At 66.0% G+C, this 13,481-nt stretch carries 12 protein-coding genes; 6 read left to right on the top strand and 6 right to left on the bottom strand.

Annotated features, from left to right (window positions below; all coding sequences use genetic code 11):
- The first annotated feature begins 29 nt into the window (after positions 1–29).
- From HMPREF2886_RS14320 to HMPREF2886_RS14305, 4 genes are all read left to right on the top strand, one after another.
- The gene (locus tag HMPREF2886_RS14320) at positions 30–362 is read left to right on the top strand and encodes a DMT family transporter (protein ID WP_033967822.1); all 333 of its coding nucleotides are present in this window, start codon (positions 30–32) and stop codon (positions 360–362) included.
- Between the two features lie 61 nt (positions 363–423).
- A complete protein-coding gene (locus HMPREF2886_RS14315) occupies positions 424–1,599 on the top strand; it encodes an NAD(P)/FAD-dependent oxidoreductase (protein WP_033967821.1) in 1,176 nt (391 codons plus the stop codon).
- Positions 1,596–2,408: an aldo/keto reductase gene (locus HMPREF2886_RS14310; RefSeq protein ID WP_003114541.1), complete on the top strand. Its 813-nt coding sequence runs from the start codon at positions 1,596–1,598 to the stop codon at positions 2,406–2,408. Before HMPREF2886_RS14315 ends, HMPREF2886_RS14310 begins: the two co-directional genes overlap by 4 nt.
- A 168-nt stretch (positions 2,409–2,576) precedes the next feature.
- A complete protein-coding gene (locus HMPREF2886_RS14305) occupies positions 2,577–3,497 on the top strand; it encodes a hypothetical protein (protein WP_057389114.1) in 921 nt (306 codons plus the stop codon).
- A gap of 24 nt (positions 3,498–3,521) precedes the next feature.
- Here the strand turns inward: HMPREF2886_RS14305 and HMPREF2886_RS14300 are convergent, their stop codons facing one another.
- The 4 genes from HMPREF2886_RS14300 to msbA all read right to left on the bottom strand — a co-directional run bounded on the left by HMPREF2886_RS14300 (position 3,522) and on the right by msbA (position 9,472).
- A complete protein-coding gene (locus HMPREF2886_RS14300; protein WP_003095742.1) occupies positions 3,522–4,730 on the bottom strand; it encodes an acyl-CoA dehydrogenase family protein in 1,209 nt (402 codons plus the stop codon).
- 48 nt (positions 4,731–4,778) lie between these two features.
- Complete coding sequence (locus HMPREF2886_RS14295) at positions 4,779–6,068, bottom strand: acyl-CoA dehydrogenase family protein (protein ID WP_073648667.1); 1,290 nt, start codon at positions 6,066–6,068, stop codon at positions 4,779–4,781.
- 127 nt (positions 6,069–6,195) lie between these two features.
- On the bottom strand, positions 6,196–7,620 hold the full coding sequence (hldE, locus tag HMPREF2886_RS14290; RefSeq protein WP_003095747.1) for a bifunctional D-glycero-beta-D-manno-heptose-7-phosphate kinase/D-glycero-beta-D-manno-heptose 1-phosphate adenylyltransferase HldE: 1,425 nt from the start codon (positions 7,618–7,620) through the stop codon (positions 6,196–6,198).
- 40 nt (positions 7,621–7,660) lie between these two features.
- The gene (gene msbA, locus HMPREF2886_RS14285) at positions 7,661–9,472 is read right to left on the bottom strand and encodes a lipid A export permease/ATP-binding protein MsbA (protein WP_033967815.1); all 1,812 of its coding nucleotides are present in this window, start codon (positions 9,470–9,472) and stop codon (positions 7,661–7,663) included.
- Positions 9,473–9,579: 107 nt separating this feature from the next.
- On the opposite strand from msbA, the gene HMPREF2886_RS14280 reads away from it, so the two are divergent.
- Positions 9,580–10,230: a BUD32 family EKC/KEOPS complex subunit gene (locus tag HMPREF2886_RS14280; RefSeq protein ID WP_003109893.1), complete on the top strand. Its 651-nt coding sequence runs from the start codon at positions 9,580–9,582 to the stop codon at positions 10,228–10,230.
- 7 nt (positions 10,231–10,237) lie between these two features.
- Positions 10,238–11,443, top strand: coding sequence for an O-antigen ligase WaaL (waaL, locus tag HMPREF2886_RS14275; protein ID WP_033977012.1), 1,206 nt, complete (start codon positions 10,238–10,240; stop codon positions 11,441–11,443).
- Positions 11,444–11,461: 18 nt separating this feature from the next.
- Here waaL and wapR read toward each other — a convergent pair whose 3' ends face one another.
- Together wapR and HMPREF2886_RS14265 are read right to left on the bottom strand one after the other, a co-directional pair.
- Entirely contained in the window at positions 11,462–12,346 is an 885-nt protein-coding gene (gene wapR, locus HMPREF2886_RS14270) for an alpha-1,3-rhamnosyltransferase (RefSeq protein WP_003116152.1), read from the bottom strand.
- A 160-nt stretch (positions 12,347–12,506) separates the two neighbouring features.
- Entirely contained in the window at positions 12,507–13,463 is a 957-nt protein-coding gene (locus HMPREF2886_RS14265) for a glycosyltransferase family protein (protein WP_033977084.1), read from the bottom strand.
- Between the last annotated feature and the right edge of the window lie 18 nt (positions 13,464–13,481).

Here is a 13,481-nt window from a genome sequence, read left to right as displayed (position 1 = left end):
AATGGCCGCAGTTTCCGGAGGCCCCCGCCATGACCAACTATCTCTACCTCGCCATCGCCATCGCCGCCGAAGTGGTCGCCACCACCTCGCTGAAAGCCGTCGCCGGATTCAGCAAGCCACTGCCGTTGCTGCTGGTGGTGGGCGGCTACGTGCTCGCCTTCAGCATGCTCGTGCTGGTCATGCGCACCCTGCCGGTCGGCGTGGTCTACGCCATCTGGTCCGGACTGGGCATCGTCCTGGTCAGCCTGGTGGCGATGTTCGTCTACGGCCAGCGCCTGGACCTCGCCGCCCTTCTCGGCATCGGCCTGATCATCGCCGGCGTGCTGGTGATCCAGTTGTTCTCCCGCGCTTCCGGGCACTGAACGACCGTCGAGGGCGCAGGTTGTATACTGCGCCCTTTCCGTATCCGATAAGGCAGCCCCAATGCCCCAAGCCCTTTCCACCGACATCCTCATCGTTGGCGGCGGTATCGCCGGCCTCTGGCTGAACGCCCGCTTGCGCCGGGCCGGCTACGCCACCGTGCTGGTGGAAAGCGCCAGCCTCGGCGGCGGACAGAGCGTGAAGTCGCAGGGGATCATCCACAGCGGCGCCAAGTACGCCCTGCATGGCGCCCTGACCGGCGCCTCCGAAGCCATCGCCGACATGCCGCGGCGCTGGCGCGCCTGTCTCGGCAGCGACGGCGAACTCGACCTGCGGGGCGTGCGCCTGCTTTCCGAGGCGCACTACCTGTGGTCGCCGGGCGGCCTGGCCGGCAGCCTTACCAGCTTCTTCGCCAGCAAGGCGGTGCGCAGCCGGGTCGAGCAGGCCAAGGGCGAAGATTTGCCTCCGGCGCTGCGCGACAAGGGGTTCAAGGGCAAGGCCTACCGCCTCACGGAAATCGTCTTCGACGTCCCCGACCTGATTCGCCGCCTGGCGGAACTGGCCGGCGACAGCCTGCTCGCCGGCGAGCGCATCGAACCGCTGCGCGAAGGCCGGGAACTGGCCGGCCTGCGCGTCGACGGCCGCGAGATCCGTGCCCAGCGCGTGGTGCTCAGCGCCGGTGCCGGCAACGAGGCGCTGCTCCGCGAACTGGGCCTGGAACAACCGGCCATGCAGCGGCGGCCGCTGCACATGGTGATGGTCAAGGCGGCAACCCTGAAACCGCTGTACGCCCACTGCCTGGGGGCCGGGCCGAAGCCACGGATCACCGTGACCACCCATCCGACCCGCGACGGCCAGTCGGTCTGGTACCTCGGCGGCGCCATCGCCGAAGCCGATGGCGTGGCCCGCGACGAAGCCGCGCAGATCGCCGAAGCGCGTCGCGAACTGGCAAAGCTGCTGCCCTGGATCGACCTCGGCCAGGCGCAGTGGGCCACCTTGCGGGTGGATCGCGCCGAGCCGGCACAGTCCAACCTGTTGCGCCCGGACAACGCCTTCCTCGCCGAACAGGGACGCCTGCTGGTCGGCTGGCCGACCAAGCTGGCGCTGGCCCCTGACTTCGCCGACCGGGTCTGCGCCCGCCTGGAAGAAGACGGCATCCGCCCCAGCGAACATGCCGCGCTGCCGCAACTGCCGCGTCCGCCGCTCGCCGAACCGGCCTGGGAGGTAGCCTTCGCATGATCAGGGATACCCTCCACGACCTGCACCGCCCGCTGGGCGACACCGGCCTGGCCGTTTCGCCGCTGGGCCTGGGCACCGTCAAGTTCGGCCGCGACCAGGGAGTGAAGTACCCTTCCGGCTTCACCATCCCCGACGACCGCGAAGCCGCCGACCTGCTGGCCCTGGCCCGCGACCTCGGCATCAACCTGATCGACACCGCCCCGGCCTACGGCCGCAGCGAGGAACGCCTCGGCCCGCTGCTGCGCGGCCAGCGCGAGCATTGGGTGATCGTCAGCAAGGTCGGCGAAGAGTTCGTCGACGGCCAGTCAGTCTTCGACTTCTCCGCCGCGCATACCCGGCGCTCCGTCGAACGCAGCCTGAAGCGCCTGGAGACCGACCGGATCGAGCTGGTGCTGGTGCATTCCGATGGCAACGACCTGGATATCCTCGAGAACAGCGAGGTCTACCCGACCCTCGCCGCGCTCAAGCGCGAGGGCCTGATCGGCGCCTACGGACTCTCCGGCAAGACCGTCGAAGGTGGCCTGCGCGCCCTGCGCGAGGGCGATTGCGCGATGGTCACCTACAACCTGAACGAGCGCGCCGAGCGCCCGGTCATCGAGTACGCCGCGGCCCATGCCAAGGGCATCCTGGTGAAGAAGGCACTGGCCAGCGGGCATGCCTGCCTGGGCGCCGGACAGGACCCGGTGCGCGCCAGCTTCGAACTGGTCTTCGACCAGCCGGGCGTCGCCGCCGCCATCGTCGGCACGATCAATCCGCTGCACCTGGCCCATAATGTCGCGATGGCCGCGCAAGCCCTGAAAAAGGCCTGAACCATACATCGGCTGCAACAACCGCGGGTTGACACCCGCGGTGCATTCCGCTGCCATGTTCCTCCCGAACGAGCCGTATCCTGCCTGCCGCCCTCGCCTCCGGTGGCCGGTGCATCGAACGTGAGCCTCCGTCCCGCCCCGGCGCGATGACCCGACAAGGAGCCCCGTATGCCCCGTATGCTCGCCCGCAAGGATCCGTCCGCCTTCAAGACCCTGCCGCTGCTGGTGGAGGCCTCCCCGGACGGGCTGGTCTACCAGGCCCTCGGCCTGCCGCTGAACTTCCAGCAGATGCTCGTACGCCGCCGCCGCATGGAGGTAGCCGACCCGCAGCGCTTCGTCGCCGAGTTGGCCAACCTGGGGGTCTCGGTGCGCTTGACCCTGAACTGGCAGGGCCGCGACTACTGGGTGCTGGTCCGTCAGCGCCGGCTGGACCGCGGCGATACCGTGCTCAAGCTGATCTCCGGCTACGTACCGGCCCACGAACTGAACCTGCCGTTGCTCACGGCGATCCAGGAAGTCGCCGAGGAATGCCTGGTGGAGACCGCCGGCGGCTGGCTCGGCGGGCGCTTCGGCGACACCTGGCTGCCGACCCCCTACCAGGGTTCGCTGCGCTACCGGGAGAACAGCCACTTCGTCCTCACCCCGCTGTCCGGCGCCGCCCGTCCGGTACAAGCCGGCAGCCTGCGCTTGCTGGAGCGCCCGCGCGCCTACGTACACCTGCCCACGGCCTCGCTGCAACTGGTCTACGACATGCGCCTGGAGCTGCCGCGCGATGCGCGCGAGCCGAGCCTCTACCATGTCGACGAGCGGCTCGAGAGCGGTCCGCTGGTGGCGCGCCTGGACCGTCGACGCCCCGATCTCTACCTGCTGCCGCTGGACCAGGGGCGCCCCACCGGCGATCTGTTCACCCTGCGCAAGGGCCAGTTGCGCCCTGCGGCCACCCGCGGCCTGTGGTTGGCCGAGAGCTTTGCCGTACAGGACGGCTGGCTGGTGCATGAGGAACGCATCCGTTTCCGCGACTGGCTGGCGCTGTGGCCATCCAGCGATGGCGACCAGGCCGGCGGTGGGCGCGACCGCGCCAGCGCCTGAACCGGGCGGGCTTTGCCGCCCTTTCTACTTCAACTGGCTGGAAGACTTGCCGAGCAGGCGGCGGGCGACGATGAGCAGTTGGATCTGCTGGGTGCCCTCGAAGATGTCGAGGATCTTCGAGTCCCGCGCCCACTTCTCCAACAGTTCATCCTCGGCGTAGCCGAGGGCGCCGGCCAGCTCCACACACTTCAGGGTGATCTCGTTGGCCACCCGTCCAGCCTTGGCCTTGGCGATGGACGCTTCCTTCGAGTTGGGCAGCTTGTTGTCGGCCATCCATGCCGCCTTCAGGGTCAACAGGCGGGCTGCCTCCCACTCCGCCTCCAGGCGATACAGAGTAGCCTCGGCGTGGCTGACGGTGAGCAGCGGCTTTCTGTAGTCGAACTTGCAGCCAGCCTTCTTCAGCAATTCGCGGGTCCGGTCCAGCGCCGCCTTGGCCACCCCGACGGCCATGCCGGCCACCAGCGGGCGGGTATTGTCGAAGGTCTCCATGACCCCGGCGAACCCCTTCTGCACGTCGACCTCGGCGTTGCCCAGCAGGTTCGCGGCCGGCACCCGGCAATCATTGAAACTGATCGAAGCGGTATCCGAAGCCTTGATCCCGAGCTTCTTCTCCAGGCGCGTCACGGTCATCCCCGGCGTGCCCTTCTCGACCACGAAGGACTTGATCGCCGCCCGCCCCAGGTTGCGGTTCAGGGTCGCCCAGACCACCACGGCGTCGGCCCGCTCGCCGGAAGTGACGAAAATCTTCTCGCCGTTCAGCACATAGTGGTCGCCATCCTGGGTCGCGGTGGTGCGGATCGCCGCCGAGTCCGAGCCGCAGCCCGGCTCGGTGATCGCCATCGCCGCCCAGGTGCCGCCGAAGCGCTGCAACTGCTCCTCGTTGGCCACCGCGGCGATCGCCGCGTTGCCCAACCCCTGGCGCGGCATGGCCAGGAGCAGGCCGACGTCGCCCCAGCACAGTTCCATCACGCCGAGCAACGCCGACAGGTTGCCGCCGTTCTTGATGCCCTCCTCTACCTGCTTGCCGGCGCGCTTGCTCGCCGAGGTCGCGCCGACAGCCTCGGGCGAGCCGCTGTTCATGCCGTCCAGCAAGGCCGCGAGCAGGTCCAGTTCCTTCGGATAGGCGTGTTCGGCCTTGTCGTACTTGCGCGAGATCGGCCGGAAATAGTTTTCCGCGACCTGATGCGCCTGGTTGGCCAGGCTGCGGAATTTCTTCGGGGTTTCCAGGTACATGTCGGTTCCTCGTTCACTCGTCGCGGCGGGCCGCGCACTCGCTCGGGTTCACAGGTGCAGGCCGCCGGCCATCAGCGCTACCGCGCGCAGGTCGCGGTACCAGCGTTCGGCCGGATGCTCCTTGGTGAAGCCGTGGCCGCCGAGCAGTTGCACCGCGTCGGTGCCGATCTTCATTGCCTTCTCGGCGCACAGCAGGCGCGCCAGGTAAGCCTCGCGCTGGAACGGCTGGCCGCGCTCGGCCAGGGCGCAGGCGCGCCAGACCATCAGGCGCATGGCGTCCAGTTCGATGGCGATGTCGGCGACCATGAAGGCGACCCCCTGGCGATGGCTGATCGGCTCGCCGAAGGCCTCGCGCTCGTTGCAGTAGGCGATCACGTAGTCCAGCGCCGCCTGCCCGGTGCCCAGCGCCAGGGCACACCAGGCCAGGGCCGCGTGATCGAGGAAGGCCCGGTAGTCGAAATGCGCGGCGGCCAGGCGGTTGTCCGCCGGCACCTTGACGCTCTTCAGGCGCAACCGGGCGGTGCCGCCGGCCTTCAGTCCCATCGCCGGCTCGGCACGTCGCTCGACGCCCTTGGCGGAGGCTTCCACCAGGAACAGCGCAGGCCCCTCGTCGGTCTTCGCCGCGACGATCAGGCGGCTGGCTTCCAGGCCGCGCAGGACCAGGCATTTCTCTCCGGAAAGCAGGTAGTGACTGCCCTTGCGCCGGGCGCGGGTCGCCAGTTTCTGCGGGTCGAACAGCAGACTCGGCTCGTTGACCGCGATGGCGGTGAGCGGCGCCCCCTCTTCGCTGACGAACGCCGGCAGCCACTGCGCCTGCTGCGAGGGGCTGCCCCAGCGGCGGATGCAGTTGGCCGCCGACAACGGCACCAGCAGGGCCGCCGCCAGCGACAGGTCGCCCTTGGCCAGGGCCTCGGCGATAAGGGCCGTGGTCACCGTGGTGCGCTCACCGGCCATGCCGCCGTGCACCTCGCCGACCCCATAGTGGGTCAGGCCCAGCTCCAGCGCCTGGTTGAGCAGTTCCGCCGGCAGGCTGGCCTCGGCATCCGCGTCATGAGCCAGCGGACGCAGCACCTCCAGGGCGAAGCCTTCGAGCATGTCCACCAGCATCTGCTGGTCGTCGGAGAACGACAGGTCGAACAACCCGTCCGGATCGGCCTTGCGCGGTCCCTTCGCCTGCTTCGCCGAACGCTCGCTGGCCAGGCGGAAGCCGGTACGGCTGCCGCTGTAGAGCAGTTTCTCGAAGGGTTTGCGAAGATTGAAGCGATCCGGCCAGTCGGCCTGGGCGACACGGTTCAGTACAGCCAGGGCACGGCCCTGTACATCGGTGCTCATGGGCATCTTGCTCCACGCAGGATGGGATGCCCGGATCATGCGCCGCCGCACGGGCAGCGCCTATGACCGTCTCGCCGAAGGGAGTTGTCAGGCCAGCCAGTCATCCGCCAGGGGCAACCGGCCGGGGAAAGGCTCAGCCTTTCTGGCGGATCTTCTCGACGATGGCGGTGGTGGAGCTGTTCTCCACCAGGCCGAGCACCCGTACCTCGCCGCCGTAGGCCTTGACGATCTGCGCGCCGACCACCTGCTCGACGCCGTAATCGCCGCCCTTGACCAGCACGTCCGGACGCACCTGCTCGAGCAGGCGCTCGGGAGTGTCTTCGGCGAAGCTCACCACCCAGTCCACCGCGCCGAGCCCGGCGAGTACCGCCATGCGCCGGTCCACCGAGTTGATCGGCCGGCCAACGCCCTTCAGGCGAGTGACCGAGGCGTCGTCGTTGACCCCGACGATCAGGCGGTCGCCCTGGGCGCGCGCCTGTTCGAGGTAGGTCACGTGGCCGGCGTGAAGGATGTCGAAGCAGCCATTGGTGAAGACGATCTTCTCGCCGTGGGCGCGGGCGTCTTCGATTGCCAGCAGCAATTGCTCCAGGCCCAGCACGCCACGCTCGGAACCCTGCTCGCGCTGCACCGCGCGACGCAGTTCGGGCGCGCTGATCGCCGCGGTACCCAGCTTGCCGACCACGATGCCGGCGGCCAGGTTGGCCAGGCCCACCGCGGACGGCAGCTCCTCACCGGCGGCAAGCGCCGCGGCCAGGGTGGAGATGACCGTATCGCCGGCACCGGTGACGTCGAACACTTCCCGCGCCCGCGCCGGCAGGTGCAGGGCCGGCTGGCCATGGCGGAGCAGGGTCATGCCATGCTCGCCGCGGGTCACCAGCAAGGCGCCGAGGTCGAGTTCGCTCATCAGCGCCTGGCCCTTGGCGACCAGCTCGGCTTCGTCGGCGCAACGGCCGACGATGGTCTCGAATTCGGACAGGTTCGGGGTGATCAGGCTGGCGCCGCGATAGATGGCGAAGTCCTTGCCCTTGGGATCGGCCAGTACCGGAATGTTGCGCGCCCGCGCCGCCTGGATCAGCACCTGGTGGTTCTGTAGCGCGCCCTTGCCGTAGTCGGACAGCACCAGCACCTTGACCTTGGCCAGCAGCGACTCGACGTCCACGGCCAGGGCCGCCGCGTCGGTGCGGAACGGCTCCTCGAAGTCGACCCGCAGCAGCTGCTGGTGGCGACTCATGACCCGCAGCTTGACGATGGTCGGCTGGCTGTCGATGCGCTGGAAGCGCGCGTCCACCCCAGCGGCCTTGAGGCTGTTGGCCAGGCTGTCGGCGGCCTCGTCGCGGCCGGTGACGCCGACCAGCAAGGCCTGCGCACCCAGCGCGGCGATGTTCAGCGCGACGTTGGCGGCACCGCCGGGGCGGTCCTCGTGCTGTTCGACGCGGACCACCGGCACCGGGGCCTCCGGCGAAATGCGCGAAGTCGCGCCATGCCAGTAGCGGTCGAGCATCACATCACCGACCACCAACACCGGGGCCTGGTCGAAACGGGGCATGGACAACTTCATGGGAACTCCAAACAACCTCTCGGGGCAGACGCCCAGTTTATCAGCCGACAGGCGCCGGCGCCTGCTCATCCAGTCCCATCGCGTGCAGCCGCGCATAGTGGCCGTTCTGCGCCAGCAGCTCGGCGTGGCTGCCGCGCTCGACGATCTGCCCCTGGTCCATCACCAGGATCAGGTCGGCCTTCTCGATGGTCGACAGGCGGTGGGCGATCACCAGGGTGGTGCGCCCTTTCATCACTTCGTCCAGCGCCGCCTGGATATGCCGCTCCGACTCGGTGTCCAGCGCCGAGGTCGCCTCGTCGAGGATCAGCAGGGGCGCGTCCTTGAGCAGCGCCCGGGCGATCGCCAGACGCTGGCGCTGGCCGCCGGAAAGCAGCACGCCATTCTCGCCGACCTCGGTGTCGAAGCCTTGCGGCAGGTTGTCGATGAATTCCTTGGCGTTGGCAGCCTTCGCCGCCCGCTCGATTTCCTCGCGCGGCGCGCCAGCCAGGTCGCCGTAGGCGATGTTGTTGGCCACGCTGTCGTTGAACAGCGTGACCTGCTGGGTCACCAGGGCGATGTGGCGGCGCAGGTTGCGCAGGCGATAATCCTCGACTTCAACGCCATCAAGCAGGATTTTGCCATCACTGTGCTGGTAAAAGCGCGGAACCAGGTTGGCCAGGGTCGATTTGCCGCTACCGGAACGGCCGACCAGGGCGATCATCTGCCCGGGCTCGGCGACGAAACTGATGTCATCCAGCACCTGCTTGTCGGTTCCGGGATAACGGAAGCTCAGGTTGCGCACTTCCAGGCGCCCGCTGACCCGCTCCTTCTCGACGGCACCCTGGTCTTCCTCCGCCGCTTCGTCGAGCTGCTCGAAGATGCTCTCGGCGCCGGCGACGCCGCGCTGGACCGTGGAACTGACCTCGGAAAGCTGGCGGATCGGCTTGGGCAACAGGCCCGCCGCGGTGATATAGGCCACTAGGTCGCCGGCCGAGGCGTCCCCGCGCAGCCACAGCACGAGGAACATCAGTATCGCCATGGCGACATAGATCACCAATTGCAGCATCGGCGTGTAGACCGCGCCGGTCTTGGTCATCCGCAACTGCTTGTCGGTATTGCTCTGGCTGGCGTCGAGGAAGCGCTTCTCTTCATAGGCTTCGCCGCCGAAGCTGCGCACCACCCGGTAGCCCTGGATGGTTTCCGAGGCGACGTGGGTGACGTCGCCCATGGCCACCTGGATCTTCTTGCTCTGCTTGCGGAACTTGCGGCTGGCGGTAGTCACCATCACCGCGATGACCGGCAGGATCGCCAGCATCACCAGGGTCAGCTTCCAGTTCATCCACAGCAGGTAGAGGAACAGGAAGACCACGGTCAGGCCCTCACGGATCACCACCTTGATGGCATCCGTGGCCGCTCCGGTGACCATGGTCACGTTGAAGGTGATGCGCGAGATCAGGTGGCCGGAGCTGTGCGTGTCGAAATAGCGGTTCGGCAGCACCAGCAGCTTGTTGAACAGGGCGACCCGCAGGTCATGCACCAGCCCCAGGGAAACCTTGGCCAGGAAGAAGTTGCCGAGGAACGAGCCCAGCCCCTGCCAGGCAGCGATCAGGATGATCAGCAACGGCACCGCGTAGACCAGGTGCAGGTCGCGCAACCAGGGCCACTGCACATTCGGAAACAATGCCGCGTCAGGATTGGAGAGGCCGTCGACGAAATACTTGAGGATGCCCGCCAGCATCGGCTGGGTCGACGCGAAGATCAGGAAACCGACGATGCTGAGCAGGAACATTCCGATGTAGGGCTTCACGTAGCCCAACAGGCGGAAATAGATCTTGAGACTGGAAGGTCCGGGATTCTGAGGACTATCGCTCATGGTTTCTTACATGCTGAAAAGGTCCCGGAGTGTAGCACAGGACCTCCATCACTCCGCCTGGAAGGCGTGTTGGGGTAAGATGGCGGGCCGTTCGTTCAGGAGCTCGCATGCGAGTCATAGACTACCCCTCCTACTTGCAGTTGCGTGACAACGCAGAAGTGCTGGAAGCCGATGGTCATGGGGACAAGGTTCTGCGTCTGCGCGACGGGTCCTTCCTCAAGCTGTTTCGCCGCAAGCGCCTGATTTCCTCCGCAGCCCTGTTCCCCTATGCGGAGCGCTTCGCCCGCAACGCCAGCGAACTGGCGCGGCGCGGCATCGTTTGCCCGAAGGTGCTGGACGTATTGCGGATTCCACATATCCAGCGCGACGCGGTGCACTACGAGCCGCTACCGGGGCAGACCCTCCGCCAACTCGACCGCAACGACCCGGAGTGCGGCGACACAGTCCGGACGCAACTGGGCGAGCTGATCGCCGCGCTGCACGCCAAGGGGGTGTACTTCCGCTCGCTGCACCTGGGCAACGTGGTGCGCACGCCGGAAGGCCGGATGGGCCTGATCGACATCGCCGACCTACGGGTCCAACGCTCGGCGCTCAGCGCCGCCCAGCGCATTCGCAATTTCAAGCACCTGCTGCGCTACGAACAGGATCGAACCTGGTTCCTCGACGACAGCGAGCACCTGGTGCTCAAGGCCTATCTCCGCAGCAGCCAGGTCCACTGGACACTCGAGCAGCTCCTCAAGCAACTGCAACTGGATTGAGCAAGGAATGTTCGCAGCTACCCGACTGACCCGTCTTCGCCACGATACCAGCCGCATCCTCAGCCACTGGATCCTGCCGCTGGGCTGGCTGGCCCTGCTCACCGGAATGTTCTGGGTCGGCGACCGCTCCGACTACCATCGCCTTTTCTATATCCTCCTGGCGGCACCGACGCTGCTGTACGTGATACTGCAACCGCGTCTGCTTCGCCCGCTAACGGGCTCGCCGCTGTTCATCGCCTTCCTCGCCTTCAGCAGCTACATGATGCTGAGCCTGTCCTGGTCGGCGCCCGAGAACTCCACCGGCTCGCTGCTCAAGCGCCCCCTGTACATCGCCCTCCTGTTCTTCTGCGCCGCCATCCTGGCGCTCGAAGCTCCCCTCCGCCTCAAGACCGCGACCTGGCTGGCAGCCCTTGGCGCGGTGATCTCCGCGGCAGCCACCTTGCTGCAATACTACTGGGACGCCAACCCGCTGCGCCTTACCGGTTATGGCGCACTCTATAACCCATTACTGAGTGCCCATGTCTATGGCGCCTTCACGGCACTCTGGCTGACCTATTGGATGCAATCCCGCCCCATCCTGGCCCCCTTGCCACTGATTTCTCTGGCGCTGCTCGGCGGCCTTCTCATCGCGACCGGTTCACGTACTCCCCTGGTAGGGCTCACAGCGGCCCTTATGTGGCTGGTCCTGGCCGGAGACAGGAAAAAAGCCCTCATCGCCCTGGCACTCGCCCTGGCTGGAGCGCTACTGTGCTACATCCTGTACCCGGAAGTGATCACCCAGAGAGGGGCATCGTTCCGCCCGGAAATCTGGGCCGACGCCCTACGCCAGATCAGCGAGCATCCATGGCTCGGCCACGGCTACGATCATCCGATGCGAATCGTCCTGAGCAACGGCATGCTGCTCGCCGACCCGCACAACATCGAACTGGGTGTGCTTTTCGCTGGAGGGATCATCGGGCTCCTGCTGTGGGTGGCGATCTACGCCCTGGCCTTCGCCTTCTCCTGGAAAAACCGGAAGTCTCCAGCCGTTCTGCTAGCCTCGACCTGGCTGGTGTTCGGCCTGGCAGCCGGACTCACGGAGGGCAACGCCTTCCTGCCCCGTCCCAAGGAACACTGGTTCCTGATCTGGATTCCCATGGCGCTGCTGTATGCGCTGTGGATCCAGCAAAGGTTCGCCGCCAGCAGACCTGGTGAGGATATCGCCGCGCCTTGAGCGCGGCGATATCAGCGGTCAGGAAAAAAACAGCCGCGCAATGCCGCGAAAGGTCTTCTCGTTCCAGTACTTCAGCGGCAAGCCGGAGAGCAGCTCCCGGGCCAGCACCTTGTCCCGGTTCGAGCACTTGAGGAACATCGAATTGCGGAAGCGCATGATCACCTGCTCGTAATCGGGGTGATCGCTGAACTGGCTGTACGTCTTGAATACGTTGTCCACCATGAAACGGGCGTTCTTGTACGTATTGGTGGGATGCTTGCGGTACTGGGCGAGGACCTCGCCAAGAATGTCGATGACGTAGCCAGCCTTGGTCACCGCCAGTTCGATGTAGACATCTTCCAGGCGTATGTCCGGATCGAAACCGCCGACCTTCTCCAGGGCTTCCCGCCGGAACATCAGGGTGGGCGCCATCGGGCCCGGCTTGCGGTCCAGGAACAGGTCATCGAAGTCGAGGCGGCGGAAAGGCAGGTCGCGTTTGCGCTGCTCCTTTCCCGGCATGACCCGGCCATTGGAGTCGATGATCTCGATATTGCCCGCGCAGATACCTACCTCGGGCTTGTCCCACATGTGTGCCACCTGTTTCTCCAGGCGTTGCGGCAACATGATGTCGTCCGAACCGAAAGGCACGATGAGATTTCCCCGGGCCCGGGCGATCGCCTCGTTGAGCGTTCTCGACAGTCCCTGGTTCTGCTGGACCCTGAGGTCGAAGCCGTACTTCGCCTGGAGCCCGCGCAAAAGCTCGACGCTGCCATCGCTGGAACCATCGTCCACCACCAGCAGTTCCACGTTGCGGTATGTCTGCGCAGCCACGCTGGCGATGCTCGCTTCTATATACTTTTCGTGGTTATAGGAAGCGATGATCACGGAAACCAATGGCTGCGAACCATCATCGACGAGCGCCATAGCTACAACCTTACCTGTCCTTCACGTCCCCATTCAAAGCGCCAGACATGCATGAGCGATCCTGCGATCTTCATCGGTCCTACACCTCCCCCCAGCCCGGAAAAACAAGCTGAACAATAGCAAACACGCCTGAAGCCCCAGCTCTTTTCGGCTGCCACTCTCAGGTAAAAATACGTCGCCAGGTCTTCTCCAGCCATCCGGGACGCTCCGGCTCGCGCAACGCGGGCCGCATGGCCTCGACGATACTCTGACCGACAGCGGCGAAGCTGAATCGTTCGATGGCCAGCGCCTGGCCGCTTCGCGCGATCCGCTCGGCGAGGACCGTATCGAGGCGCAGGATCGCGAGCTTTTCCTGGATGTCCGCCACCGAGCGATACAGCACGATATTCTCCATGTCGCGGAAACCCAAGGCCTCGTTTTCCCGCTCGCCCTGGTCGTAGGCCAGCAGTACGCAACCGCAGGCCATCGCCTCGAAATTCTTGATCATGTATTCGCCCATGCCGACATCCGCGCTGACGAAGAAACGGATGCGGTTGAGCGTGCGCAGGTACTCCTCGCCGGACTTGGTCTTGGTCACCAGCAGGTTCTCGACTCCGCCCAACTCGTCGAGCAGCGCCTTGCGTCCACTGTAGGCCACGCTGCCGGTACTGCCGACGAAGCCCAGCTCGATATCGCGCGCCAGGCCCAGGTCATGCAACAGGGTCTGATCGTAGCCCTTGGGCACGAATACCGCGTCGAATCCCTCCTGGCGCAGGCGTTCGCTGACCGTATGGCCCGAACTGATCACTCGTGCCCAGGGCAGGCGCCGGTAATGGGCGCTGAACTTGCCGGTGTACTTGCAGGGAATGTAGTTCTGGTAGGCATCGTGCTCGAGGATCACCAGGTTGGGCACGCTGCGGATGAAGCGGACCTGGCGCATTTCCTTCTTGAAGCGGAGGAAGAACAGGATACGGTCGTAGCGCGAGACATCCACGTGCTTGCGGAAGTAGCCGCGCAGGTCGGCCTGCTCCTCGCTGCTCAGCCAGCGGGTATCGCACTCGCAATGGGCGGCGATGCCATCGTACAGACGATCCAGGATCGCCCGCTGCTCTTTCTGGACCAGAAACAGAACTTTCATCAGACCTTCATCCTCGCG

Source organism: Pseudomonas sp. HMSC066A08, from assembly GCF_001813025.1.
GTDB lineage: Bacteria > Pseudomonadota > Gammaproteobacteria > Pseudomonadales > Pseudomonadaceae > Pseudomonas > Pseudomonas aeruginosa.
This window is presented reverse-complemented; position numbering and strand designations above follow the sequence as displayed.

What these genes read in the sequence shown, in the direction of transcription:
- HMPREF2886_RS14320 (WP_033967822.1), top strand. Translation starts at nt 30, where the DNA reads ATGACCAACTATCTCTACCTCGCCATCGCCATCGCCGCCGAAGTGGTC.
- HMPREF2886_RS14315 (WP_033967821.1), top strand. Translation starts at nt 424, where the DNA reads ATGCCCCAAGCCCTTTCCACCGACATCCTCATCGTTGGCGGCGGTATC.
- HMPREF2886_RS14310 (WP_003114541.1), top strand. Translation starts at nt 1,596, where the DNA reads ATGATCAGGGATACCCTCCACGACCTGCACCGCCCGCTGGGCGACACC.
- HMPREF2886_RS14305 (WP_057389114.1), top strand. Translation starts at nt 2,577, where the DNA reads ATGCCCCGTATGCTCGCCCGCAAGGATCCGTCCGCCTTCAAGACCCTG.
- HMPREF2886_RS14300 (WP_003095742.1), bottom strand. Translation starts at nt 4,730, where the DNA reads ATGTACCTGGAAACCCCGAAGAAATTCCGCAGCCTGGCCAACCAGGCG.
- HMPREF2886_RS14295 (WP_073648667.1), bottom strand. Translation starts at nt 6,068, where the DNA reads ATGCCCATGAGCACCGATGTACAGGGCCGTGCCCTGGCTGTACTGAAC.
- hldE (WP_003095747.1), bottom strand. Translation starts at nt 7,620, where the DNA reads ATGAAGTTGTCCATGCCCCGTTTCGACCAGGCCCCGGTGTTGGTGGTC.
- msbA (WP_033967815.1), bottom strand. Translation starts at nt 9,472, where the DNA reads ATGAGCGATAGTCCTCAGAATCCCGGACCTTCCAGTCTCAAGATCTAT.
- HMPREF2886_RS14280 (WP_003109893.1), top strand. Translation starts at nt 9,580, where the DNA reads ATGCGAGTCATAGACTACCCCTCCTACTTGCAGTTGCGTGACAACGCA.
- waaL (WP_033977012.1), top strand. Translation starts at nt 10,238, where the DNA reads ATGTTCGCAGCTACCCGACTGACCCGTCTTCGCCACGATACCAGCCGC.
- wapR (WP_003116152.1), bottom strand. Translation starts at nt 12,346, where the DNA reads ATGGCGCTCGTCGATGATGGTTCGCAGCCATTGGTTTCCGTGATCATC.
- HMPREF2886_RS14265 (WP_033977084.1), bottom strand. Translation starts at nt 13,463, where the DNA reads ATGAAAGTTCTGTTTCTGGTCCAGAAAGAGCAGCGGGCGATCCTGGAT.